Annotated in this window: 18 protein-coding genes and 1 pseudogene; 5 read left to right on the forward strand and 14 right to left on the reverse strand. The window is 68.9% G+C overall.

Translation table 11 applies throughout. The features are described from left to right. Nucleotides 1–167: 167 nt before the first annotated feature. Together ACSYGO_RS01560 and ACSYGO_RS01565 are read right to left on the reverse strand one after the other, a co-directional pair. The gene (locus ACSYGO_RS01560) at nucleotides 168–590 is read right to left on the reverse strand and encodes a hypothetical protein (RefSeq protein WP_426679479.1); all 423 of its coding nucleotides are present in this window, start codon (nucleotides 588–590) and stop codon (nucleotides 168–170) included. Nucleotides 591–825: 235 nt separating this feature from the next. After that, complete coding sequence (locus tag ACSYGO_RS01565; protein ID WP_460385518.1) at nucleotides 826–1443, reverse strand: TetR/AcrR family transcriptional regulator; 618 nt, start codon at nucleotides 1441–1443, stop codon at nucleotides 826–828. 120 nt (nucleotides 1444–1563) lie between these two features. On the opposite strand from ACSYGO_RS01565, the gene ACSYGO_RS01570 reads away from it, so the two are divergent. Beyond that, nucleotides 1564–2469, forward strand: a complete 906-nt coding sequence (locus ACSYGO_RS01570; protein WP_426679477.1) for an NAD(P)-dependent oxidoreductase — start codon at nucleotides 1564–1566, stop codon at nucleotides 2467–2469. A 247-nt stretch (nucleotides 2470–2716) separates the two neighbouring features. On the opposite strand, the pseudogene ACSYGO_RS01575 reads toward ACSYGO_RS01570, so the two are convergent. Beyond that, a pseudogene (locus tag ACSYGO_RS01575) lies at nucleotides 2717–3232 on the reverse strand (transposase); the annotation flags it as partial. A 316-nt stretch (nucleotides 3233–3548) separates the two neighbouring features. Next, on the reverse strand, nucleotides 3549–4337 hold the full coding sequence (locus ACSYGO_RS01580; RefSeq protein WP_460385519.1) for an AAA family ATPase: 789 nt from the start codon (nucleotides 4335–4337) through the stop codon (nucleotides 3549–3551). Nucleotides 4338–6139: 1802 nt separating this feature from the next. Between ACSYGO_RS01580 and ACSYGO_RS01585 the strand changes: the two genes are divergently transcribed. Next, nucleotides 6140–7294: an NAD(P)-binding domain-containing protein gene (locus tag ACSYGO_RS01585; RefSeq protein ID WP_426679474.1), complete on the forward strand. Its 1155-nt coding sequence runs from the start codon at nucleotides 6140–6142 to the stop codon at nucleotides 7292–7294. A 387-nt stretch (nucleotides 7295–7681) separates the two neighbouring features. On the opposite strand, the gene ACSYGO_RS01590 is transcribed toward ACSYGO_RS01585, so the two are convergent. After that, a complete protein-coding gene (locus ACSYGO_RS01590) occupies nucleotides 7682–8455 on the reverse strand; it encodes an enoyl-CoA hydratase-related protein (RefSeq protein WP_432187223.1) in 774 nt (257 codons plus the stop codon). A gap of 338 nt (nucleotides 8456–8793) precedes the next feature. On the opposite strand from ACSYGO_RS01590, the gene ACSYGO_RS01595 reads away from it, so the two are divergent. Next, nucleotides 8794–10278: an MFS transporter gene (locus tag ACSYGO_RS01595; protein WP_460385521.1), complete on the forward strand. Its 1485-nt coding sequence runs from the start codon at nucleotides 8794–8796 to the stop codon at nucleotides 10276–10278. Between the two features lie 124 nt (nucleotides 10279–10402). Here the strand turns inward: ACSYGO_RS01595 and rph are convergent, their stop codons facing one another. The 5 genes from rph to ACSYGO_RS01620 form a co-directional block, all read right to left on the reverse strand. After that, on the reverse strand, nucleotides 10403–13000 hold the full coding sequence (gene rph / locus ACSYGO_RS01600) for a rifamycin-inactivating phosphotransferase (RefSeq protein ID WP_460385523.1): 2598 nt from the start codon (nucleotides 12998–13000) through the stop codon (nucleotides 10403–10405). Between the two features lie 609 nt (nucleotides 13001–13609). Beyond that, nucleotides 13610–14110: a hypothetical protein gene (locus tag ACSYGO_RS01605; protein ID WP_460385525.1), complete on the reverse strand. Its 501-nt coding sequence runs from the start codon at nucleotides 14108–14110 to the stop codon at nucleotides 13610–13612. A 199-nt stretch (nucleotides 14111–14309) separates the two neighbouring features. Further along, nucleotides 14310–15584, reverse strand: coding sequence for a glycoside hydrolase family 3 N-terminal domain-containing protein (locus ACSYGO_RS01610; protein ID WP_426679469.1), 1275 nt, complete (start codon nucleotides 15582–15584; stop codon nucleotides 14310–14312). Between the two features lie 546 nt (nucleotides 15585–16130). Continuing rightward, on the reverse strand, nucleotides 16131–17051 hold the full coding sequence (locus ACSYGO_RS01615; RefSeq protein ID WP_426679468.1) for an NADP-dependent oxidoreductase: 921 nt from the start codon (nucleotides 17049–17051) through the stop codon (nucleotides 16131–16133). 688 nt (nucleotides 17052–17739) lie between these two features. Then, a complete protein-coding gene (locus ACSYGO_RS01620; RefSeq protein WP_426679467.1) occupies nucleotides 17740–18378 on the reverse strand; it encodes an HD domain-containing protein in 639 nt (212 codons plus the stop codon). A 133-nt stretch (nucleotides 18379–18511) separates the two neighbouring features. Between ACSYGO_RS01620 and ACSYGO_RS01625 the strand changes: the two genes are divergently transcribed. Beyond that, nucleotides 18512–19480 (forward strand): GlxA family transcriptional regulator, encoded by a 969-nt coding sequence (locus ACSYGO_RS01625; protein WP_460385527.1) that lies wholly within the window; start codon nucleotides 18512–18514, stop codon nucleotides 19478–19480. 175 nt (nucleotides 19481–19655) lie between these two features. On the opposite strand, the gene ACSYGO_RS01630 is transcribed toward ACSYGO_RS01625, so the two are convergent. Both ACSYGO_RS01630 and ACSYGO_RS01635 read right to left on the reverse strand, forming a co-directional pair. Next, entirely contained in the window at nucleotides 19656–20834 is a 1179-nt protein-coding gene (locus tag ACSYGO_RS01630) for a serine hydrolase domain-containing protein (RefSeq protein ID WP_460385528.1), read from the reverse strand. A gap of 197 nt (nucleotides 20835–21031) precedes the next feature. Next, entirely contained in the window at nucleotides 21032–21496 is a 465-nt protein-coding gene (locus ACSYGO_RS01635) for an SRPBCC family protein (RefSeq protein ID WP_426679464.1), read from the reverse strand. A 519-nt stretch (nucleotides 21497–22015) separates the two neighbouring features. On the opposite strand from ACSYGO_RS01635, the gene ACSYGO_RS01640 reads away from it, so the two are divergent. Then, a complete protein-coding gene (locus tag ACSYGO_RS01640) occupies nucleotides 22016–22792 on the forward strand; it encodes a polysaccharide lyase family 7 protein (protein WP_426679463.1) in 777 nt (258 codons plus the stop codon). Nucleotides 22793–22912: 120 nt separating this feature from the next. Here the strand turns inward: ACSYGO_RS01640 and ACSYGO_RS01645 are convergent, their stop codons facing one another. Both ACSYGO_RS01645 and ACSYGO_RS01650 read right to left on the reverse strand, forming a co-directional pair. Then, the gene (locus tag ACSYGO_RS01645; protein ID WP_426679462.1) at nucleotides 22913–23284 is read right to left on the reverse strand and encodes a DoxX family protein; all 372 of its coding nucleotides are present in this window, start codon (nucleotides 23282–23284) and stop codon (nucleotides 22913–22915) included. Between the two features lie 266 nt (nucleotides 23285–23550). Then, nucleotides 23551–24288, reverse strand: coding sequence for an NADPH-dependent F420 reductase (locus ACSYGO_RS01650; protein WP_460385529.1), 738 nt, complete (start codon nucleotides 24286–24288; stop codon nucleotides 23551–23553). Nucleotides 24289–24290: the final 2 nt, after the last annotated feature.

Here is a 24290-nt window from a genome sequence, read left to right on the forward strand (position 1 = left end):
CGGCCCGTTGCCACCCGGTCGGCGGCGGAGGCCGGGGCGCGTCGTCGGTCCCCACCGAGCCCCTGTGTGCTTCAAGGGCACGCGCACATGGACCGCGATCCTGTGCCCGGATACACGTGTGGCCCCGGCCGGGACACCGGCCGGGGCCACGGACGACGGAGCGGTCGTCAGGTCTGGCACTGCTTCGTCGCTGCGGTGGACCAGTTGCTCCAGGCGGCGCCGTCGGCGCGGGCATGGACCCGGATCTCGACCCTCACGGGAGCGCACACCCGGGTCGTGCTTCCCACCTCGACAGGACCGATCTCCTCGCCGGCCCTGACATAGGCGCGACCGGTGCCCACTTTGTCCCAGGAGCCACCGTCAGGGCGGGCGAATGCCTCGTAGGAGACGTTCAGTGCTCTCGTGCCGGCGTTTCGCAGCTTGATGTGTGCCGTCATCTCGCGCGAGGGAAATGCGCCGACCGTTCCTCGCTGCGCGCTGATGCAGCCGTTGACGGCGACGCGACCGGTCGACGTACCACCGCCGCAGGCGATTGCCGCGGCGTGGGCGTCGGCCGGAATGGTCAGGAGGGTGAGCGCGGCTGCACACAAGGCCGTTGCGGTACGCCTCAAATACACTTCATGGTCCCTTCTCTCAGCCGGATTTCTTCGAAGAAACCATGGCTTCTCGGGCCCGATGCGTGTTTGCCGTCATAGTTCGCCCGAACAGGCGCAGCCATCGCGAGGACGGGCTCGGCCCTCCGGACGCAATCACGCCCCTTCCGGCGGCCCGGACGTCGTGGCTCCTTCTCGGCCGCGACGGTCCGGACGGCCGGTCCCCTATCCCCTACCGAGGACCTCCGCGACTCGGCCCGCCGCCCCGTACCGCTTGGTCGAGCATGGGGCCGAGTTCTCGCGCCACGGTCGTCAGCGGGCGTACGTCCTGTTCCGCGCGGGCCATCAGGATCGCTCCCTCCAGGGCGCTGATCATGAGCGTGGCGAGCGGCTCGGCGCGCTGTGCCGGGACGTCCATGTCCGTGAGGGCCTGGGCGACCGGGGCGGCCCAGCCGGCGAACGCCTCGGCCGCGGACCGGCGTGTGGACTCCGTCGACTCGGCGCAGTCCACCGTGGCCGCGGCGACGGGGCAGCCGGCGGCGAAGCCGAGCGTCTCGTACTCGTCGGTCCACTGCCGCACCATCGCCGCGAACAGACCGGCCGGGGTCGGTTCGGTCATGCCGGCCATGAAGCGCGCGACGCGCTTGCCCGCGTACCGGCCGGCCCAGGCGACCGCTTCGTTGACCAGTTGTTCCTTGCCGCCGGGGAAGTAGTGCTGGAGCGAGCCGCGGGGCGCTTCGGCATGGGCCGCGACGTCCCGCATGCCCGTTGCCGCGACTCCGTCGCGCCGGATGAGCTGCGCCGCGCTGAACACCATCCGTTCGCGCGGGCCTCGTTCGGTCGTCGCCATCGCCTGCCTCCCGTCCAGGCCTCCACTCTATGACCGTCGTCATGACGGCCGATACTATGACCGCTGTCATAGTCGGGACGCGGCGACCTTGCCGCCGCGCGTGGGCAGGGTGGTGCGCTCGTGGACGTCGGCTTCATCGGTCTCGGGGTCATGGGGCAGCCCATGGCGCTTCGCCTGGCCCGTGCGGGCACCCGCCTGGTGGTGTGGAACCGCACCTCCGCCCGCACCGAGCCCCTGCGTGCGGCGGGCGCGGTGGTGGCGGAGGACCCCGCGGAGGTGTTCGCGCGGGCCGACGTGGTGATCGTCATGCTGGCGGACGACCTCGCGATCGACGCCGTCCTGGGCCGCGGCACTCCCCAGTTCGCCGCGCGCGTCGCCGGCAGCACGGTCGTCCACATGGGCACGACCTCGCCGGAGTACTCGCAGGGCCTGGAGGCCGATGTCCGTGCGGCGGGCGCACGCTACGTCGAGGCACCCGTCTCGGGTTCCCGAGTCCCGGCGGAAAAGGGCGAGTTGGTGGCGATGCTGGCCGGCGACGAGGAGGCCGTGCAACAAGTACGCCCGCTGCTCGGCCCCTTGTGCCGTGAGACGTTCGTGTGCGGCCCCGCGCCGAACGCCCTGCTGACGAAGCTGTCGGTGAACCTGTTCCTGATCGCCCAGGTCACCGCTCTGACCGAAGCCTTCCACTTCGCCGAGCGCCAGGGCCTGGACCGGAACCTGTTCCTGGACGTCCTGGGCGCTGGACCGATGGCCAGCGCGGTCACCCGGATGAAGACGCCGAAACTGCTCGCCCGCGACTTCGCCGTCCAGGCCGCGGTGCTGGACGTCCTGAAGAACAACCGGCTGATCGCCGAGGCCGCCCGCAAGAACGGCCTCGCCTCACCGCTTCTCGACGTCTGCCACTCACTGTTCCAGGAGACCGTCTCCCTCGGCCACGGCGCCGAGGACATGGTGGCCGTCCTGCACGCGATCGAAGCCCGTACCCAGGACGGCGGTTCCGGCCTGCTCCCGGAACCGCCGGCGTGAGTGCCTGTGTCACATCCTCTTTCTGCAGGTCACGGAGTGTTGAGGGCGACGGTGATCGGGTTTGCCGTTCGGTTCGGCGTGCTGCGGACGCCGAACCGAACGGCGAGCGGCGGGATCTCCAGGCGGTTTCCGTGAAGGTGGTCGTAACTGCCTCGGGTCGGCGGTTTCGCCGGGTGAGGCGGCCGGTCATGAGGGTGATGAAGGCCCATTGGATGTGGGCTTCGGCATGGGACATGAGGCGTTCGTAGTCCCTCGCGTTGCGCCGGGCCCGCATCGTCCACGAGTTCGACCGCTCCACCACCCACCTCTTGGGTAGCAGGACGAAGCCCTTGGCGCCCTTGGGCCGGGACACGACCTTGATGGTGATGCCGAGGGTGTCCTGGGCCCAGGTGCTGAACTCGTCTCCGCCGTAGCCGTTGTCCGCCCAGACCAGGACGATTTCGGGGTGCTCGGCATGAAGGCGGCTCAGCAGGACGCGGGCCGCGTCCCGGTCCTGGACGTAGGCGGGCGTGACAAGCAGGTCGACGAGCAGGCCGTCCTGATCGACGAGGAGATGCCGCTTCCTGCCGTTTATGTGTTTGTTCGCGTCGTAGCCGCGCGTGGCTTTCGACACGGTCTCCGCGCCTTTGACGGATTGGGAGTCGACGATCACCCGGACCGGCCAGGGACACCGGCGCCTGAGCAGCCGCAGCCGGCGGCGGAGCTGGCCGAGAACGTGCCGCAGGGCGCCGGCCTTCGCCCAGCGGGCGAAGTAGCCGAACACGGTGCGTCATGGGATGCCGAAGTCGGCGGGCAGCGCCCTCCATTTCGCCCCGTTGTCGGTGATGTGGCGGATGGCGTCGACGATGCGGCGCCGTGGCCACTTCTCCGGGCCCCGCCCTTGGGGGTCTGGCAGGCGGGCGTCGGCAGGAGCCGTTCCAGGAGTGCCCATTCGAGGTCGCTGGTGTCAGAGGGGTAGCAGTAGCGGGGAGTGGCATGACGATGCCGGGCCGCGATCTGGGAGGGGGCCAACTGCGGGGCGGTCGCGGCCCGTCGCCTCCCTCTGCTGCGGCGAGTTGAAGAAGCTCTCCAACTCCTGCTCAGTGCCAGCTGTTCTGAGTACCGTTGCTCTCACCGGTGTCCAGGAGATTCCTCAGGAACCGGCCCGGCGCTCCGAGGAACTCGCGTGTCAGGCGCACGGGGAGGGCCTGGTCGAAGTCGACCTGCTCCAGTATCCCTTCGTCGGAGATCTCCATGATTGTCGCGCCGGGAAGGGCGAGGAGAATCGGTGAGTGCGTGGCGACCAGAAATTGGCTGCCTTGCTCGATCAGGTCGTACATGCGGGTGAGGAGGGCGAGGCAGCTTTGGACGGAGAGAGCGGCCTCCGGCTCGTCCAGCAAGTAGAGCCCGGCGGGTCCGAAACGGTGGGTGGCCAGATCGAGGAACGATTCTCCGTGAGAACGTTCATGGGGCGAGACGCCGCCGTAGGCGGGCAGCAGCGGCCGGGGCCCGGCTTGGTTGAGTCGTTCGATTTCGCTGGCCACGTTGTAGTAGGACTCCGCACGCAGGAAGAAATCTGTACGGGGTTTACGGATCCCCCGGGTCAGGACCAGGTGATTGCCCAGCACGGACTCGGTGGCTCGGGTAGCAAACCGGAAGTTTCGACTGCCACCCTCCGGGTTGAACCCTGCGGCCACCGCGACTGCCTCGATCAGCGTCGACTTGCCGGTGCCGTTCTCACCCACCAGGAACGTGACACCCGCCGGCAGCGTAAGAGCGCCCGAACGGGCGAGATGCCTCACAGCGGGCAGGCTGAACGGGTACCGACTGTCGTCGACGCCGGGGACCAGACGGATCTGCTGGATGAACCTGCCGTATGCGGAGGTCACGAGGCACACACCACGCTGGCCTGCGGGGCCGTGGCCCGGCGCCTGCCTGGCGGCGGATAGTCGTCGTCCTTGGCCACGTGAGGCTCCCGAAAGTCCTGGCTGAGAGGCGAAAGGCTGCTTCTCCGGTCACGCTACAGGTCCTCACCGACAGTCTGGCTGGACGGTGGCCCCACGCGGGACTGCACCGACGGAACTGCACCGACGGAGTTCTGCGGTTTCGGGATTCGCCGAGCCTGCCACTCACGTGGCGGCCCCGGCCGCAGAGCTCAAACAGCGGCGCGGCCCGGGTGCCGTCCGGCACGCGAGGTGGCGTCATGGGAGGTGCTGCGCACGGATGAGCGGGTGTGGCACCGTAGGGGGAGTCCTGGCCCGTCGCTTCCCCCGTAGCGGCGGGCCAGGACTGCTTGGTTGGCGGGTGAGGGTGACCGTGATGGGCGAGTCAGGGCAGGCGGCAAGACCTCGGCAAGGGCGCTCTGCTCGGTCGGGTCGATGGTCAACCGGTAGCGGGTTCTGTCGGCGACCCAGTTGGTGATGTAGGTACGCCGGCAGTCGGCATTCGGCGGCAGCCACGTCGACGGATCCTGGTCCGCCTTTGACCGGTTCGACGTAGCGCTGTGGTTGTCGGTGGTGTGGCTTCGTTCACCTCCAGGGGCTCTGGTCCACTTCTTGGTGCAGCGAACGCCGTGAACGACAGGTGCGCTTCGCCGATAGCGTTCGAACTCGCCCGGAAATGAGCCGTGGTCACGGTGGTTGGGCTGACGGTTCGGGGCTGTGGAAGAGGTCGTGCTCCGGCTGGAGAAGCTGTTGTTCCCGTCGATCGCGGACATCGCAGTGCCGTCGGTGGACGTGGATACCGAGACAGTGCGCGTTCACGTGCACTGCACCACGGCCGGCGGGGCCTGCTCGGCTTGCGGGGCCTGCTCGACCTCGGTTCACAGGTCTTGCGGCTTTCCGTAGACGTACCAAGCGCCGGACGGAGCGTCGCCCTCCAACTCCGGGTCCGGCGGTTCTATTGCGGGAACGCCATGTGTCCGCGCCGGATCTTCGTGGAGGCAGATACCGGGCCTGACGCGCAGGTACGGCCAGCGCACCGAGCGGCTGCGTTCGACCTTGGCTGCGGTCGGCCTCGTCGTGGCGGGCCGTGCCGGCGCCCGGCTGGCTGCCGTCCTCGGCGTATCCGTCAGCTTGAGCATGATCTTGCGCCTGATCGACGCGCTGCTCGAGCCGGTCGTGCCCGGGCCGCGGGTGGTCGGCGTCGATGAGTACGCCACCTGCAGGGGCCGCCACTACGGCACAGTCCTCGTGGACGTTGGAACCCGCCGTCTGGTCGATCTGCTCCCCGACCGTTCTATGCCCGCCGCCGCTGCCTGGCGGCGGAGGCGGCCCGGCGGCTCGCGATCGAGGTCGCGCCGCCGATCAGCGGCATCGGATGCGAACCCGGCACTCGGTGACACGGGCATTAAGCGCACCCAAGAGGGAGAACCCCCTGACCACGGGGCCGGCGACTCAGCGTGGCTCAGAGAAACTTGCAGGATGGCGCACATTTCCGGGTGGTACGGGACACCAGGCTACTGATCAGCCCTTCACGGTCTTGTCGGATGCCGGTCCGCGACGGCCCTGATGCTCGCGCGCGCCGTGTGCGGTGGAATGGCGGGAGGGAACGGGAGTGTCTCGGCGGGGGCGGACCCTGCCGGGTCTGCACAGGCCAGGCCCGGGGCTGAGGGCCATGAGGTGTCCTGGCTCGGCCGCGTCATACGCACCTGCTGGTGCCCGCGGATCCGCAGGCCGGAAAGGAGCTGACCATGGACGAAACTCTCTCCACCCGTGTGCTCGTCGTTGGTGCGGGACCGTTCGGACTCTCAGCGGCTGCCCTCGCCCGCGATTACGGCATTGACGCCCAGGTGGTCGGACGGCCGATGGGTTTTTGGCATGAGCACATGCCCGACGGGATGCTGCTGCGCTCGGGGGTCGACTGGCATCTGGACGCCACGGGAGTGCACACGCTTCAGGCCTACCTGGAAGAGCAGGGGCTGACCGGTGACGAGGTCCTCCCCGTCCCCGTGGAACTGTTTCGCGAGTACGGCGAGTGGTTCCGCCGCGTCAAGCAGGTGCCGGTCCGGCCCGGACTGGTGCAAGACATCGCGCGGGGGGAGACGGGGTTCGAAGCGGAACTCGCCGATGGCGGACGGGTGCGTGCCGAGGTCGTGGTCGCCGCTCCTGGTGTCCGTTATTTCCGGCAGTTGCCTCCGTGGGCGGCCGGTGTGCCGGCCCGTCGAGCGACCCATAGCTGTGACCTGGTCCGTTTCGACGACCTGGCGGGCCGACGTGTGCTGATCGTGGGAGGTCGGCAGAGCGCGTACGAGTGGGCGGCCTTGCTGGCCGAGCACGATGCCGACCACGTCGACATCGTCCACCGCCATCCCGTTCCGCGTTTCGAACCGGTGAGCTGGGCGTTCTTCGACGACTACGTCGACAGCACCCTGCAGGTCACCGGGTGGTGGCGTCGGCTGACGGCCACGGAGCGGGAAGCGATCGGGATGCGGTGCTGGCAGGCCGGACGGGCGACTCTGGAACCGTGGCTGCCTGCCCGGCTGGACCCCGCCGTGGTGCAGGTGTGGCCGGACACCGATGTCGTCCGCGCCGGCGGAGGCGCGACCGGTGACACCGTGCATGTCACCCTGTCCAATTCTGAAACTCTGACAGCTGATCAGGTGGTGTTCGCCACCGGGTACGCACCCGACCTGGCACGGGTCCCCTACCTGGCCGGTCTGTTGGAGCGGATCGCCACCCGCAACGGGTTCCCGGTGTTGGACGAGAACTTCCAGACCACCGTTCCCGGCCTCTATCTCACCGGCTTCGCAGCCGCACAGGACTTTGGCCCGTTTCTGGGTTTCGTCAAAGCCGCGCCGGCAGCGGCGACCATCCTCTTGCGGCACTTGCAGGGCCGCTGGGCCTGACGAGGAGACCCGCCCCGCTCAGGAGCGCTCCTGTGGCGGTGCCCCAGCCGCTGGCGCCCACGACCGCCCCCGGCTTCGGCGACATGATCGGGCGACGTAGCGTGCCGCAGGGCAGAGGTGGCCGCTGGCGGTGGTGCCCAACCGGCCACGGACAGGCGCAGCCGCGCCCCCTTTTCGACCCGCACGGGGTGCGCCGGTCGATTGCCCCGTCGGCCTCGTGGCCCGCCGGTGTCAGGGTGCACCTTCTCCCCGGACTGGCAGCCGGCACCTGCCGGCCTGTCCGCTGGGCATGCCGAGCACGGCATCTGTGGTGTCCGCGTCCCTTCCTGCCCGCGCCCAGAGCACCTCTCCGGCAGCCGAACTGCATGGCGTCGGTCGACATTGGTGCTATTCGGGCCAGTCGGGTGGGCGTTTATCGAGGAAGGAGGCGATGCCTTCACGGGCCGCCGGAGTCTGTGAGGAATCGGCCATGACCTGGCAAGCGATGTCGTAGGCGTCTGCTTCAGGGCGGTCCAGCTGCGCATACAGGGTGCGTTTGCCCAGTGCCTTGCTGGCCGCGCTGCCGCGGGTGGCGCGGATGAGGAGTTCCTCGACCGCTGTGTCCAGCTCGCTGTCGGGTACGACTCGGTTGATCAGTCCCCAGTCCAGGGCGGTGCGGGCGTCGATCACGTCACCGGTCAGGGCCATCTCCATAAGCCGTTTGCGCCCGACGGAGCGGGCCACCGGCACAGCAGGGGTGTGGCAGAACCAGCCCCCCTTGCCGCCCGGAAGGGCAAACCCAGCACGGTCACCTGCCACAGCCAGGTCGCAGGACGCCACCAGCTGACACCCGGCGGCCGTGGCCAACCCCTGTACCCGGGCCACCACGACCTGGGGGACGGACTCGACCAGCCGCATCACGTTGGTGCACAGCTGCAGCAGCTCGCGGGCGCCCTGAACGTCCAGAGCCAGCACGTCAGCGAAGTCGTGCCCGGAACTGAACACCGGTCCCCTGGCCGCCAGCACGATCCCCGTGGCTCGGGAACCGGCCACCTCGGTCAGGGATTTCTGCAGCTCTCGCAACATCTCCCAGCTCAGGGCGTTCCTGCGCTCGGGATGATTCATGGTGACCCAGGTGAAATCGCCTTGAGAGGACACGATCACCCGCTCACACGCGGCCATGGCCCAAGGCTACGCTTCCTACCGGGCCGCCGCCGAGGGGCCCACCTCCTCAAAAAGCACGCCACCGGCGGCCACACCATCGCCGACCTCACCGAGGCCGCGACCTCAACGGACCCCATGCCACCCGCACGTCGGCGTCTCACGCCTGACGGCGCGGGAGGCCTCTGCGCCGGCGCGTGGCATGCAAGGCCGGCGTGCTGCCTGCGGGTACCGTCGCCTACACCTACGACCGACGCGATCCTGCGCCCTACCGTCCTCGACGGCAGTCAGGGCATCAAGGCGACCTCCGGAGGCCGGCAGTGCCCAGAAAGCGTGGCCGGCGCCCTGGAACGGGGCGAGTGTCACCGCAGCAGTCCGAGCATGCCGCGGAAGGGACCAGTCCACACCGTCGCCGGCTCGTGCTGGCCTGCTGCTCGACGAGCATCGTCATCGTCATCCTGGACTTCACCGCCCTGAATGTGGCACTTCCCATGATCCAGCGGGACCTGCACACCTCAGTCTCCGGACTGCAATGGATTCTGGCCGCCTACGGACTGGTCCTGTGCTCCCTGCAGATGTCAGCCGGAGCCATCGGCGACCGGACCGGGCACCGAAGGACCTTCCGCATCGGCCTGTGCATCTTCGTCCTGGGCTCGACGCTGTGCGCCGTGGCTCCCACGCTCGAATGGCTGGTGTTCTTCCGCGTCCTGCAGGGGATCGGTGCCGCCGTGCTGAGCCCCCTCTCCTTGTCGATCATCGCCGGGGTCTTCTCCGGCGAAGCCGAGCGGGCCCGGGCCATCGGGACATGGAGCAGCGCGTCCGGCATCGCACTGGCCGCGGGACCGTTGCTGGGCGGCGCCGTGGTGGACAGCCTCGGATGGCGCTACGTCTTCTGGGTCAGTGTTCTGGTCGCCCTGATCGCGCTGCTTCTGACCCGTCATGTACCTGAGTCACGCACGGCCACGGTCCGTGGCGCCGACCCCGTCGGCCAGGTGCTGATGACTGTCTTTCTCGCCGCGCTGGTCTACGTGATCATCGAAGGGCCCGGACAAGGTTGGGACACGCCCCTCATCCTGGCCTGCATCTGCGTGGTCGTCGCGGCCCTGACGACGTTGGTGCCCTATGAACTCCACCGCCGTCATCCGCTGATCGATCCGAGGTTCTTCCGCAGCGTGCCGTTCACGAGCGCCGCCCTCATCGCCATGGTCGCTGTCGGGGCCGGCGCGGGTTTCCTCTTCCTGAGCACCCTGTATTTGCAGGACGCCCGGCACCTGTCCGCCCTGCAGACAGGCTTGTGGCTCCTGCCCATGACAGCCATGACCGTGATCCTCGCACCGCTCGCCGGACGGTTGACCGCTGCCCTGGGGCCACGGATTCCTCTCCTGATCGCCGGCGCGGCGCTGACCGCCGGCGGACTGATGTATACCCTCGCCGACGCCGAAACCGGGTCGGTCCCGGCCCTGATGGCCGCTTTCGCGCTCAACGGCATCGCCTACGGCATTGCCCTCACCCCGGTCACGCAGATGGTCGTCTCCGGGCTGCCGCCCGCCCAGTCCGGGGTCGCCGGAGGTGTCATCATGACCAGCCGACTGGTCGGCCAGGCCCTCGGCATCGCAGTCACCGGGGCCTTCCTCTCCACGACCCTGCACAGCACCACCCATCGCAGCCCCACAGCGTTCGCCGAGGCCAGCCTCCCCGCCTGGTGGATCATCACTGCCTGCGGCGCCACCATCGCCCTGCTCGGCACTCTCGCCACCACCCCGTGGGCACAGGCGACCGCCCAACGAACCGGCCTCCTCTTCACCGACCCCGCACCACCACCCAACTGCCGACCCAATCCGTAGACAGCACGACGGTGCCGTGGAGCTCCTGAGCTGCATCAGCAGACCACTCAATTTGTCATGTAAGGACCCAACACAGGCACTGAGCCGTGCGGACGCACCCTCCTGGGCTTCTCCGCATGGTCGGTCAGGTCAGGATCTCGATGTACCCGTCCGTTCCGTGCACGCGGATCCGCTGTCCGTCCCGGATCAGCCGGGTGACCCGCTCCACGCCCACCACGGCCGGCAAACCGTACTCCCGGGCGATCACCGCGCCATGGGTCATCAGGCCGCCCACCTCCGTGACCAGGCCCGCGATTGAGACGAACAGCGGCGACCAGCTGGGGTCCGTGAAGGGGGTGACCAGGATGTCGCCCGCTTCGAGGTCGGCGTCCGCCATGTCGAGGATGACGCGGGCCCGTCCCTCGATGGTCCCGGCGGAAACCGGCAAGCCGATCAGCGCACCGGCCGGGACGTCGTCGCGCCGGTACGCCCCGGTCACGGCCTCACCCTCCGAAGTGAGCACCCGGGGCGGTGTGAGCGCGTCGTACGACCGGAACGCGTCCTTGCGCCGCTGGATAAGCCGGTCATCCACCTGGTGCGAGCGCACGACGTCGTGGAACTCCTGGAACGTGAGGTAGAAGACGTCCTCCTTCTCGGGAAGCACGGCGGCCTGCACGAGACGCTCGGCCTCCGCCAACAGCGCCTGCTTGTAGAGGAAGTAGCGGCTGACGATGCCGTACTTCGGGTACTCCCGGTACCCGATGAAGGCGCGGACCTGGTCGATCATCCGTTTGGCCTCGTCGGCTTTCCGGTCCCCGTCCGGCAGGGCCCGCAACCGCGCCAGCACGTCGTGTTCCATCTTCTGCGCCTTCTGCCGCCCTTGCTCGAAGCGTCGACCGGCGGCGCCCGGCTCGAAGTTCCTGACGTTGTCGAGGATCACGGGCACGAGCGTGGTGGGGTACTCGCGCCACCGTGGCCTCGTGATGTCGATCTCGCCGACGCAGCGCATGCCGTACCGGTCGAGGTAGGCCTCGATGGCGTCGCGCGCTTCGGTCCCGCCCGGGAGCTTCGCCAGCTCGTCGAGGAAGCCCTCTTCCTCGACTCCCTGCAGGAACGCCACCACTTCCGGGTGCGGGCGGATCACGTCGGCGACGTCGAGCAGCTCAAGGCCCATCTCCGACGTGACGTTGTCCGGGGCGGACAGCGTCAGCGTGTCCGCCGCGTTCTTCTCGCCCAGCCACTCCCACAGCTTGTCGTTGAGCCACCATGTGGCTTCCATCCCCGCCATGATCGCCCGCATGTTCAGCGGATCACCGAGGACTCGCTTGTGCTCCTCGAAGGCCTCCAACAGGAAGTCGAACAGCGCCGGTCCGGTCTTCGTCCGGATGTCTCGCTCCAAGGCGTCGATGGACGCCCGGCTGCGCTCGATCAGCTCGGTGACGATGGCCGGATCGGCCTCGACCGGAGCGGACGCAGCACCTGCCGGCGGCCCGCCGGGACCCGCGTCCGGAAGTGACGGGACGAAATCGTCGTGGCCGAGGACGGTCTCCAGAGCATCCCTGACCAGCGGATCACCTCTCCCCATGACGTCCAGCAGGGCGGCGCGGCTCGCGGGCGAGGCCAGGCGCCGGGCGACGTCGACGAACAGCCTTCCGCCGGCCTCGTGCATCGGCGCCATGGCCGTCAGCCGCCACATGGAGAGCCCCAGGGGCTTCATGGGGTCGGTCATCATCTGCTGATGCCCGACGGAGACGTAGACGTGATTCTCCTGATCGCCGCTCTCGGGGATGGGGAACAGTGTCGTGATCGGCCGGCTCTGGACGATGCGGAAACCGTCGTCGACCAGGCACCATTCGATGTCCTGCGGGCTGCCGAAGTGTGCTTCGATCCGCCGCCCCAGCCGCACGAGCTCTACGGCCTGTGCGTCGGTCAGCGCCGGCTGCTCCTGCCGGTGCGCGTCGATCACCACTTCCTGCGTGCCGCCGGCCGGCAGGGCGTGAACGGCTCGCTGTTTGGCGGCGATCGTCCTGGCGACGACTTCGCCGTCCCGCACCTTGAAGACGTCCGGGTTCACCAGGCCGGAGACCAGGGCCTCGCCGAGACCGAACCCGGCGTCCACCGTGGCGACCTTCCGATGGCCCGTGACGGGGTCGGCCGTGAACAGGATGCCGGACGCGTCCGGGAAGACCATCCGCTGCACGACCACGGCCATGCGGACCGTGCGGTGGTCGATGCCGTTCCGCTGACGGTAGATCACGGCCCGCTCGGTGAACAGTGAGGCCCAGCACCGGCCGACGTGCCGGAGGATCTCCGTGGGCCCCACCACGTTCAGGTAGGTGTCCTGCTGGCCGGCGAAGGAGGCCGTGGGCAGGTCCTCCGCCGTCGCGCTGGACCGGACGGCGTACGCGGACCGCTCACCGAGCCGGGCGAGCGCGCGGGTGATCGCCGCCGCGAGATCGCCCGGTACGACGCTCTCTTCGATGCTCCGGCGAATCTCCGCGCTGAGCACTCGGATCGCCTCCCGGTCGTCCGGGTTCGAGCGCGAGAGCTGATCGAGCCGCTCGTCGATCGACGGCACCTGCGCCATGATCCGCCGGAAGGCGTCCGTCGTCACGCAGAAGCCACCCGGCACGCGGATGCCTTCGATCCGTGACAGCCCGCCCAGGTGCGCGCCCTTGCCGCCGACGACCGCGACCTGCGTCTCGTCGACCTCGTGAAGATCCACGACGTATCGCTCGTTCATTCCGACACCTCCGAGACAGCCGTGCTCCGTCGCACCGCGGTGGCCGATCGAATCACCGACGCTCCGGGATCGGTCGTACGCCGTGCCGGGCGCGTCCTCGTCCCAGGTCGCCTCCCCTTCGACGCGCCGGCCGGCCACTCGGCCCTGTCCGACGGCGCGCACCGTCGCACCTCCGCGCCGAGCACCCGCCACACCGCCGGTCCCACCACTGGTTCGACGTCACCGCGTCCCCCGTACGTCGACAACAGCTCACGCACCTCGTGCCCTCATTTCCGCAGGTTGTGGCATCGGCCGACGATTCTGCGCCGTGACCCGGGTCTTGCCGCAAGCCCCCTGGTGCGCTATATGTTGAGAGTGGCAAGGAGAGAGTTCTCCTTGCCTTTTCCTTTTGCCGGGCAAGGCAACCGACAAGCGCCTGCGCCTGCGCCGGACGATCGCCTCGCACTTCGCCGCCCGTTTGCGCAACAACCCGTCGGGCGACATGACTTCTCGTGCTGGCGAGGTGGTCACACCGCTGAGCTCCCAGTTTGTCCCGCATCGGCCTCTTGAGCGTCTTCCCTGGGCTCCGACACCAGCCGGCCCGGCCCGTTGGGAAGGAAGCGACCGATCTCAGAGGTCCGGGAACGGTGGAGTCTCGTCCATCGTCAGCAACAGTTTCCGTGCTGGTTTGGCCTCTTCCGGTCGCAGCGATGAGGCAAGGCCCTCGATGACCGGTCGGCCCGCGCGCACGGCTTCCCTGGCGGCCACCTCCCAGGCGGGCTGCTCCCGGAAGTTCGTGCGCTTCGGACCGCCGGCAGCCACGGCCGAAGAGTGCCACTGCTCGGTCCGGTAGACGCTCTCGAGCAGATCCAGCAGTTCGGCCTTGCAGGGCACGTAGGGGGCGCCAGTCAGTTCCAGGAGGAAGGGGACCGTCGAGGCGGTCGCCTCGCCGACCACGAACCCCAACGCGCAGATACGGTCGCCGAGTTCGTCGATGGCGAGGCAGGCGGTGTCCTCGCCCCCGTACGCGATCCGGGAAAGCAGCGGCGGGATCTCTCCGGCGGGGAGCCGTCGTGCGTCGCGCAGTTCCCCCCAGTGGACGCCGGCGACGCCTTTCAACAGACTCCCCACGCACCGTCACCTTTCGTAGGACTCGCGGCAGCCGTGCCGTCAGTCCGTCGGGCCGTCAGCGTTCAAAGATCGATTGCGGGACAAGTGTCAGGCAACTGGTCCAGCCTCTCAACCGCCTACGACAGACCATGCACTGCCCGGTTGTTCCACCGAGCAGTGCTGTTTCTCATGGTCTCGGCCGGTGGGTGACCGCTCGCGCTCAGGAGCACAGATTCACGTGCCGGACGGCCAGGACGTGCCCCGCGGCGTCGATGAGGCGGCTGCGGGAGAGATGCCCGTTGGCCACCGCATTGGTGATCGCCGTGGCGATGGAGGACGTCTGGGCGCTGACGTTGGTCCCCAGGTCGAACATGACCATGTCGGCGCCGGAGCGCAGGGCCTGGACGGCGGCGGCGGGGACGCTGAAGCCTGCTGCGGAGATCGCCTTGGCGCTGAGCGAGTCGGTGACGACCAGCCCCTTGAATCCCAGCTTGCCGCGCAGCTCGTAGCTGATGACGGTGGGTGACAGGCTCGCCGGGTTGGTGCCCAGGCCCGGCACGATGTTGTTGGAGACCATGATGGCCGGGGCTCCGGCCTTGATGGCCGCCGTGAACGGCGGGATGCCCACCTTCTGCAGGGTGGACCAGGGAAGGGTACGGGCGGGGCCGAAGTCGGAGTTGTAGGTGGAGCCGCCGATGCCCGGGAAGTGCTTGACGACGGGTATCACGCCTCCGGCGAGCAGCCCGTTCATGTACGCGACGCCGGCCTTGGAGACCACCGCGGTGTTGCCGCTGAAGGACCGCCACCCGTCGGGATTGGTCTTGCTGGGTGCCACGTTCCTGCCGTCGACGTCGACCACCGGCGCGAGGTCCATGTTGACCTGGGCGGCCGCCATCTTGGTGGCGACCTTCGTGACGTTCTGCTGAATCTGCGCCGGGGTCCAGTTCGCGCCCATGTACGCGGGCCAGGGCAGGGACCCGACGAGGTTCGACATACGCTGGATGCCGCCGCCCTCCTCGTCGGTCATCACCAACAGGCCCAGGTGGCCGGGTACATGGGACTTCAGGCTGGTCAGTCGGGCGCCGAGGTCGGAGGGCGCCTTGCTGCCGAACAGCAGCACACCGCCCGCACCCGCGCTCACCTCGGCAGTGGCGTCGGACACCGAGGTCTCCGACACCGGGACCGCGATGGTCAGCATGGCCAGCCGCTTGTTCGACCACGCGGCCAGCTTCGTGCTGTTGGTGCACGCGCCGGCAGCGGGCGTGAGGGCCGGAGTGAACGTCGAACCGGGGTGAGAAGGTGCGGCGGGCGGGGCCAGGGACACGCCGCGACCGGTGGAGTGCGGGGCCGACGTGGGGGTGCCCGCGGCGCAGCCCGCCAGGAGCATCGCCGCCACGGCCGCGGCCGTGCTCAGCCTGCGTGCGCTTCTGGCGCGGCCGGGGAGTCGCGGGGATGGTGTCACGCTTCCGCGGTCGCGGTACTCCAGGAGATTCATCGCAGGCCTCCTTCGACAGGGCGCGACGGCGACGGTGCCTGTCGCGCTGAGGGCCGTACGAGCATGTGGTCGGCACAGCGTGTGAGGGGCGTACCGGTCCGCATCTGCTCGCTGATCCACGGTCGGACTTCCACGATCTCGCGCCTCGGGGCCGGACGGAAGTCGAGCCGACATGAGTCAGGACCTTCGAGCGCGCTTCACCCGGTCCGCAGCACCGTTCACGGTGGGACGGGGGTGTGCCCGGGACGCCCTCGGGCCGGGCGGCAGCAGGTCAGGGCAGGCTTCCGGCGCGCACCTGCACCCACACCGCCCCCCATCCCCCGCTCCTGGCGGCCGGGCGCTTCACGTCAGGAGACGGGGGTGTGAGGCGGCGGGTCTCGGCTGTGGTGGTTGCCGGGTCGGTGCCGACCACAGTGGGTGTGGTCACCGTGGCACCCACCCACCAGGAGCCTGCGCTGCGAGTCGCACCACGACCACGATCAGTACGCAGCTGCCGCGGACGGCCCCGTCCTGCGGTGCTCTCATGACGGTGCGGCGCCCTCGCCGTCAGTCCTCGACGACCCGGATGATCGTCCTACCGGTGACGCGCAGCTTCGGGGCGAAGGCGGCGACTGCCTCCTTCAGCGGGACGACCGCGCCGACCCGCACGTCCAGCCGTCCGTCCCTGAGCCGCTGCGCCAGGTCCGCCAGGCGCGCGCGATCGGGTTCCACGACGAAGAACAGCGCCCGCCCGTCCTCGGGCCGGACGGTGGGCGGCTGGGCGATGGTGACGAGCGTGCCGCCGGCACGTACGAGCGCGGCCGAGCGGTCGAGGACGTCACCGCCGATGACGTCGAAGACCACGTCGACCTCACCGGCCTCCTCCAGCCGGTCGGCCTCGAGGTCCAAGAACATGTGCGCGCCCAGAGCCAGGACCGTGTCGCGGTCGGCGGACCGGCCGGTACCGATCACACGGGTTCCCGCCTCGACGGCGAGCTGCACCGCGAGCGAGCCGACGGCACCCGCGGCGCCGTGGATCAGGACGGTCTGGCCGGTCAGGATCCGCGCGTGGTCGAAAAGGCCCTGCCAGGCGGTCAGTCCCGAGATCGGCAGCGCGGCCGCCACCGTGTGGTCGACGTCCGCTGGCAACGGGGCGAGATTGCGGGCCTCCACGGCGACGTACTCGGCCAGCGAGCCGTTGCGGGCCCAGTCGGTCAACCCGAAGACCCGCTGGCCGACGGTGAGGCCGGTGGTTCCGTATCCGAGCGTTGCCACGACTCCCGAGACCTCGTGCCCGGGCACGGTGGGTGTGCGGTCGCGGCCGGAGCGGTCGGACCACGTCCCTGGCCAGTCGAGCTCTCCGCGGGTGAATCCGGCGGCGTGCACCCGCACGACGACGTCGTTCTCGGCCGCATGGGGATACGGCAGGTCGGACAGGGTCAGCCCGCTGACGCCTGCGTCGCGGCCCGGGGCGGTGATGGCTTGCATGACTGTTCCTCTGTGTGGATTTCCGAAGGGTGCATGGATCGGTTTTCCCGAAAAGTGTGTGAATGGATCACACCAGGTGATTCTTACCGCCTTGTGAAGTTCTCTCCGCGGTGTCCGACCTGGCGACTGCCGGGCCTGTGTCCGGCCGGGCGGCTGCCGGGCCTGCTGTGTCCGGCCGGGCGGCTGCCGGGCCTGCTGTGTCCGGCCGGGCGGCTGCCGGCCACCGGGCCGCCGCGTCCGCGGGGTACGTCCGCACCTGGCAGGGCGGCATGGATGAGGGCCGTCAGTGACAGCACCCCGACGAACCCGATGTAGACGTAGGACCACCCGGGCGATCACCAGGGACAGAACACCGTCCGCGGTCCAGAAGATGCTCGTACTGGCCGCCGCCGGCAGAAGTGCGGTCAGCAGCACCGGACGGCGGCCGAGGTGTTCACTCACTGACCCGACGGTCAGCAGGGCACCGAGCAGTCCTACGACGTACACGGCGAAGACGCCCGTCACCATGGTGACCGAGAAGTCCCAGCGCTCCCGGTACAGCGGACAGATCGGCGACGGTGCGCTCGCGGCCGCCGTCATCGCCACGGTGGCGAGCGCCGGCACGGTGAAAGCAGAAGGTCGTCCAAGACGACGACGGTTGCGGTCGGCAGCCACTGGTGCCATCGGTTTTCCTTCGGCTTCCTCGAAGTCAATTCGGCCAGGGTGCTTCGATGACACGCTCGACCATGGTCTTGCGGCGGAAACCAGGAACAAAGTGTTCGAGAACGTCCGAATTCACCGTCCCGTAGGTGGTGTCGGGTCGATTCCTGAGCCCGTCGACGAATGCCTGAAGGAATTCCTTCTTGAATTCTCCGCGCGGATGCGCGGCGATGATCTCGTCCACCTCACCGCCCTCCAGTCTGTCGAGCCCCCAGCCGACCACGTCGGTCAGGACGCCGTAGTTCGTGGCAGCCGTCTCCGGGCCCATCCGGCCGGGAATTCCCGGCGTGGTGTGCAGCGCGATCGCCGTCCAGACGACCTCGGCGGCACTCTTCGAGAACCCGCGGTCGAGCAGGAACTTGCGGGCGTGATCGGCACCGTCGAGCTCGAAGCGCTGCTCCGTGTCGGAGAACGGGGTCGAAAGCCCCGTGTCGTGGAACATCGCGGATATGTAGAGCAGCTCAGGATCGGGCTGGAGACCGAGTTGACGCGCATGCAGAGAACCGAAGAGGAAGACTCGCCGGGAGTGGTGGAAGATGAGAGGACTGTTCGTCTCCCGAAGAAAACCGGTGGCCTCCGCCACCGCTGCGGTCTCGGGTATTTCCACTTCTGCGATGATGTCGTTCATGATGTTCGCTCTTTCGATGTGCTGGTGAGGAGTAAGCGGTGCTCCTGTTCTCTACGATGCCGAGTGCGACGCTTCTTTGCCGCCTCGGTGTGGCCATGAACCACTCGAATCCAGACACCTGAGGAAGGGGACTGTGGGCTCCACAACGCATCGGGTCGCGATCCTCGTCTACGACGGGGTCAACCTGCTGGACGTCGCCGGCCCGGCAGAGGTGTTCGGCGAGGCGAACCGGCTGGGCGCCGACTACCGGATCGTCCTGCTGTCGGCGACCGGTACCGACGTCGCCTCGTCGATCGGCGTACGCGTCGCGGTCGACGGCAGCCCCGCGTCCGAGCCGGACCCTGACACGTTCGTGATGCCGGGCGGCGTCGTCTATCCCAGAACTCCGGTCACGCGGGATCTGATCGAGGCCTCACGGGAGCTGGCGGTCCGCTCCGGCCGGGTCGCGTCCGTCTGCTCCGGAGCATTCGTCCTCGCGGCCACCGGCCTCCTGGACGGCAAGCGTGCGACCACCCACTGGAAGATCACGGGCGAACTCGCCGCCCGGCACCCGAAGATTCGCGTGGAACCCGATGCCATCTACGTGCGCGACGGCACCACGTACTCCTCGGCCGGCGTCACCGCCGGCATCGACCTGGCGCTGGCTCTCGTCGAGGAAGACCACGGTCCCGACATGAGCCGGGACGTTGCCCGCGCCCTGGTGGTCTACCTTCAACGCGCGGGCGGCCAGTCACAGTTCTCCGCGCCCTTGCAGGGCCCGCCGCCCCGCTCCCCCGCCCTGCGCACCGTCGTCGACCTCGTGAAGGCCGACCCCGCGGGCAACCACTCCCTCGGCGAACTCGCCGGACACCTCCACCTCAGTCCCCGCCATCTCACACGTCTGTTCCGAGAGGAGTTGTCGACGACGCCGGCCCGCTACGTCGAGTCGATCCGGTTCGACATCGCCAAGGCTCTGCTCGACCAAGGGCACACCGCGACACAGGCGGCTTCGCTGGCCGGGTTCCCGAGCTACGAGAGCCTCCGGCGCGTCTTCGCAAGGGAGTTGTCCATCAGTCCCGCCGCATACCAGCGCCGCTTCCGCTCGGCCCGCCGTGGCGAGTAGCGCCGAGTGGTACGCACACACGCCGAGGCCGTTGCTGCATCTGTTGCGGCACCGCAGGAGCACGGGATTCGGTGGTCCACGCCTCTGTACCCCTTCGCAAGCCGGTCGGCGGTGACGGAATGCGGGGAGCCCTCACTGAAGAGGTCACACCGCCGGTGGACAGTCGCCCCCGCGATCAAGCACGCCCGCCGCCGGCGCACAGTGCATGGTCGATCAGGGCGCCGGCCGCGTTCTCCTGTTCCAGGATGTGCTCCGGGGTGTCGCCGCGGGCCTCGGACATGGAGACGACGGCGCTTCGCCTTCCGTCGCCGGTGACGCCGTTGAGGGTGATGTAGCCGCCGTCCCCGCCCTCGTGGCTCCAGTAGGTTCCTCCGCAGCTCAGAGGACGCTCGACCAGGCCGAGTCCGTAGCGGCCGCCAGGCCACAGCTGTTGGACCTCCGCGCTCACGGGGACGGTCTTCTTCATCGCGGCCAGCTGTCGGGGTGGGAGCAGGCGGCCGGCGAGCAGGGCACGGAGGAAGCCGTTCTCGTCCCGCGTGGTCGTGACCCACGAAAGGGTCTCGTGGTCCACCGGTATCTGCTGGGTGACGTCCACCACGGAACCGGGACCGAAGAGCTGGTAGGCCTTGGCGTGCGGTCGGGGCAGGACGGGCGAAGTGCCCATCCAGCGCGCCTCGTTGAGGCCGAGCGGGCGCAGAACACGGTCTTCGATCTCCCGATGCGCCGGGCGGCCGGTGGCCTTCTCGATGATCGAGTCGAGCAGGATGTAGCCGGTGTTGGAGTACGCCCAACCCTTGCCGGGCCTGAAGTCCGGCGCGTGGGCCATGGCGCGGGCGATCAGCCGCTCGGGGCGGTGGACGTCGTGGCGCTGCTCGTAGTACTCGTCCGGCGTGGTGTACCCGGGCAGGTCGTCGTGGATACCGCTGGTGTGCTGGAGGAGTTGGCGGATGGTGATCCGGCGGCCGTCGTTGCCGTTGCCCTGCACCACTCCTGGCAGCCAGTGGTCGACCGTGTCGTCGAGGGACAGTGTGCCCTCGGCCTCCAGTTGGAGGACCACGACGGCGACCAGTGTCTTGGACGTGCTCGGCATCCGGAAGTAGCCGTCGGAATGGACCGGGCGGCCGGTGATCAGGTCGGCGGTGCCGCTGGTGGCGACGGACTGCCGACCGTCAGGCCCGATCGCGCGGGCCTGCACTCCACTGACGCCGAGCACGTGGATCGCGCGGGTGTCCCGGCGCAGCTGCTCCACCGGAGAGGGACCGGAGGGCTGGGCGGCGGCGGTGGCCACCTCCGCGGTGAGCAGCGTGGCGACACCGAATGCCGTGGCGAGGTGCTTCCGCAGAGTCGAAGTCATGACCGAACGCTAGGCAGACCCTCACTGAGGTGCGATCCGGAGCGCCCCCGTATCGGAGAGGGGGATATCCCCCGGAGCGGGGCGTGGCACCTGAGGGGCCCTGCCGTCGGCAGGCGACGTCGCCATCCGCACCGATTGCAGGAGGCTTTCCTCCATGCAAGGCCACGTGCTGTCGCTCCTGGGCCCCAGCGACACGCCTAGGAGCAGGCGGACTCGACCAGCCGCGCCAGGTTCTCCAACGCCATGCGTGTTCCGGTCTCGTTGTCCGCGGCCGGAATCGCGTCCGGCACCCCCTCGTGCACGATGACGACCTCGGTGCCGCCATCCACCTCCGTCAGCTCCGTGGTCATGACCATCTCTCCGCGGAGTGCGGGATCGGCCGCCTCGAACTCGAGCACCTCGACCACTCGCTCGTCGGGGACGAGCTCCGCGAAATGGCCGTGGTACGTGTCCGTGTGCGCCTCCGACTTGCCGGTCGCGCCCGGCACGTCGTATGTGAGCGAGACACGGAACAGGCCACCCTCGCGGGCGTCGAACGCGTGCACCTCACTCCGCATCCCCGTCGGCACCCGCCACCGCGCGACCGCGTCCGCGTCCAGAAGCGCCCGGTAGACGGCAGCTCGCGAGGCGTTCACCCGCCCCGACACTCGCGTCGTGTACACGCGGTCCAGGCTACACAGAGCCGTCACGGACGTGGGAGCCGTGCGGACACGGTCTGCCACGCATCCGCCGCTCGATCTCCGTACCTCCATCGGCGGCTCTCCGTAACAGCCCTTCTTCTGGGGACTGTTGGGAGCCTGGCGAGAACGAGTCACTGGGCGGCCTTCCCAGTGCCCCCTCCCGCGCGACCTCTTGACGGCCGTGGTTCAGACCTTTAGCGTCACGACACACAGTTCACAGGTGAACTCAATGTTCACCTACATGAACCTCGCCTTTCCCCACCGTCTGCTCCGCACGACCAGACGAAAGGCTGTGACCGTCATCCTGAAGATGCCACCACATACCCGAACGTCCGCAGTACGTCGCGGACTCGCCGTGACGACACGGCCGTCGGGTGCCGGACTCCTCCTTTCGCCGACCGGAACGGCGGCAGGGCGCCCTGCCGGGCGCACCTTCGCCGCCGATGCGGGCTGACCCACCGCACCGCTCTTCCCTCCCCACGATCAACGAAGGAGCTCGACATGACTCGTTCCAGGCTTCTGGCGACGGCCACCGTCGCGGGCGTCGTCACCGTGGTGACCGTCCTCGGTACCTCCGGCGCGGGTGCCGCGGATCCGAAGGTCGCGCCCGGCGGCAATTTCGACCTGTCCGTCTGGCAGTTGCAGGAGCCGGTGGGTTCCCCGGGCTCGCCGACGACCATTCCCTCGTCCCGTCTCCAGGGGGCCAACGGCTACCAGGACTCGTACTTCTACACCGACACCCGCGACGGTGCGATGACGTTCTGGGCGCCGGAGAAGGGTGTCACGACCCCGAACTCCCACTACGCCCGCTCCGAGTTGCGTGAGATGAACCGCAGCGGCAGCGCCGCGGACTGGTCGCTGAGCGGCAGCCACCGGCTGAGCGCGACACTTCGGGTCGTGTCGGTGACGTCCAACGTGTGCGTCGGTCAGATCCACCTCGGCTCCGGCGGGTCCTCGACGAAACCGCTGGTGGAGCTCTACTACCGCTCCAACGGTGACATCGTCGTCGGCACCGAGAACTCGCCCTCGGGAGGCCAGACGACCCACACGGTGGGACATGTGTCCGTGGGCAAGACATGGACGTACACCATCGCCGTGTCCGGCGGAAACACCATCGACCTGACCGTCAACGGCAGCACCACGCACTACCCGATTCCGTCGTCGTTCTTCCCGTACAAGCAGTACTTCAAGGCGGGTTCCTACAACCAGTCGTCCTCGGACAGCACCACGAAGGGCGCCCGGGTCGCCTTCTACGGCCTGAACGTCTCCCACGGCTGACGACGCGTCACCCGGCTCTCCACGGGGCGCTCGTGCGACAGCCGGGCACGTGGCCGGGGCTTTCCGGACGGCGCTGCAGCTGGGACCGTCACCGACATGCGACTCCAGCCGTTGGTGGACTCACATGGCCAGACTGAGGGCCACGGCGGTGCCGGCGGACAGCAGCGCAAGAGCAATGGGCGCCATGGCCTTCTTACGGGTGTCGGGTGTGGCGTAGTCGCCGGTCTGGGCATGGAAGCCCACGGCTCCGATCATCGTGAAGGCGAAGCCGATGGCGGCCGCGATACCCAGTGGCTGCCAGGAGAGGCCGATCAACAGGCCGCCGGCCGCTGCCACTTCGGCCAGCCCGATGAAGCGGATCAGGTCTGTGCTCAGCCCCATGCGTGACTGCAGAGCTGCGGACTCGGCGCCCTTCAGCAAGATCTTGGGAGCGCCTGCGGCCAGTGTCACAAGAGCGAGGAGGACGCTGAAAATGGCGGCTGTGGGGTACATAGGGGTGGGTCCCTTTCATGCGGCCCGCGGGGGCGGGTGCGGAACTGGCGGAAATCAATTAGGCGATCTAGGCATGCACTTTGATGCGAGCAACGAGCCGGCAGCCCGCTTCGGTGGAGAATCCGTTTGGAATCAGCCGCTGTCGGCAGCAGCACGAGTCCGCCTGCGCATGGCGGGCTTCCGCGGACATGGCTCCGCCCCGCTCACCCTGGAGGAAAAGAGTGTGGGCGGTCGGAGCCATCGCCGACCCGGCGCAGACGGCGCCGTCAGGCTGCTCGGTCGTTGGATGCCATGGCGGCGATCCTCGCCCTGCTCACGGCCCGTCCGCGCTCCGATTCCGGGAAGCGGAGCACCATCGCGCGCAGCTCCTCGGCGCTGACGTTGGCGCCGAAAGGCTCGGTGCCCGGTTCGAGCCGAACTCCTTCGGCGAGGGGACCTGCCACCACGGGGTCGAAGCCGAACGCGTTCACAAGGCGCTCAACGCTGGCGAGGTCGTCCGGATCGTCACCGGCGATCGCGATCGCCTTGCGTCCCGGCGTGCTCGCGGGCGCGGCTCCGTCCTCGAGATCGTGGTAGCCCATGTGGTTGAAGGCCTTGATCACCCGCGCCCCGGACAGGTAAGCCTGCACGATCTCGCTCGAAGAGGTCAGCGGGTCGGTGAGGTCGTCGCGGATGCCGTCGACCTCCCACCAGTAGTTCATGGCGTCGATGACGAGCTTGCCGCGCAGCGCCTCGGCGGGAGTCGTGCGGTACTTGCCGAGCGGGAGCGCCAGAATGACGACATCGGCCGCCGCGGCGGCCACCGCGGTGACCGGGACGGCACCGGGGGTGAGGACTTCGACGGTGAGTGCGATCTTGGCGGCGTCGCCCGATCCGGCGATCAGCACGCGGTAGCCGGCCGCGAGGGCCAGACGTGCCAGCACGGTGCCGACCTTCCCCGCACCCAGGATGCCGACCGTGCGCACGTCAGCGGCGCCGGTGATCTCCATTTCTGCTCCGTTCATGG

This window comes from Streptomyces krungchingensis (assembly GCF_054729265.1).

What these genes read in the sequence shown, in the direction of transcription:
- ACSYGO_RS01565 (WP_460385518.1), bottom strand. Translation starts at nt 1,443, where the DNA reads ATGGCGACGACCGAACGAGGCCCGCGCGAACGGATGGTGTTCAGCGCG.
- ACSYGO_RS01585 (WP_426679474.1), top strand. Translation starts at nt 6,140, where the DNA reads ATGGACGAAACTCTCTCCACCCGTGTGCTCGTCGTTGGTGCGGGACCG.
- ACSYGO_RS01590 (WP_432187223.1), bottom strand. Translation starts at nt 8,455, where the DNA reads ATGGCCGCGTGTGAGCGGGTGATCGTGTCCTCTCAAGGCGATTTCACC.
- rph (WP_460385523.1), bottom strand. Translation starts at nt 13,000, where the DNA reads ATGAACGAGCGATACGTCGTGGATCTTCACGAGGTCGACGAGACGCAG.
- ACSYGO_RS01610 (WP_426679469.1), bottom strand. Translation starts at nt 15,584, where the DNA reads ATGAATCTCCTGGAGTACCGCGACCGCGGAAGCGTGACACCATCCCCG.
- ACSYGO_RS01615 (WP_426679468.1), bottom strand. Translation starts at nt 17,051, where the DNA reads ATGCAAGCCATCACCGCCCCGGGCCGCGACGCAGGCGTCAGCGGGCTG.
- ACSYGO_RS01620 (WP_426679467.1), bottom strand. Translation starts at nt 18,378, where the DNA reads ATGAACGACATCATCGCAGAAGTGGAAATACCCGAGACCGCAGCGGTG.
- ACSYGO_RS01630 (WP_460385528.1), bottom strand. Translation starts at nt 20,834, where the DNA reads ATGACTTCGACTCTGCGGAAGCACCTCGCCACGGCATTCGGTGTCGCC.
- ACSYGO_RS01640 (WP_426679463.1), top strand. Translation starts at nt 22,016, where the DNA reads ATGACTCGTTCCAGGCTTCTGGCGACGGCCACCGTCGCGGGCGTCGTC.
- ACSYGO_RS01645 (WP_426679462.1), bottom strand. Translation starts at nt 23,284, where the DNA reads ATGTACCCCACAGCCGCCATTTTCAGCGTCCTCCTCGCTCTTGTGACA.
- ACSYGO_RS01650 (WP_460385529.1), bottom strand. Translation starts at nt 24,288, where the DNA reads ATGAACGGAGCAGAAATGGAGATCACCGGCGCCGCTGACGTGCGCACG.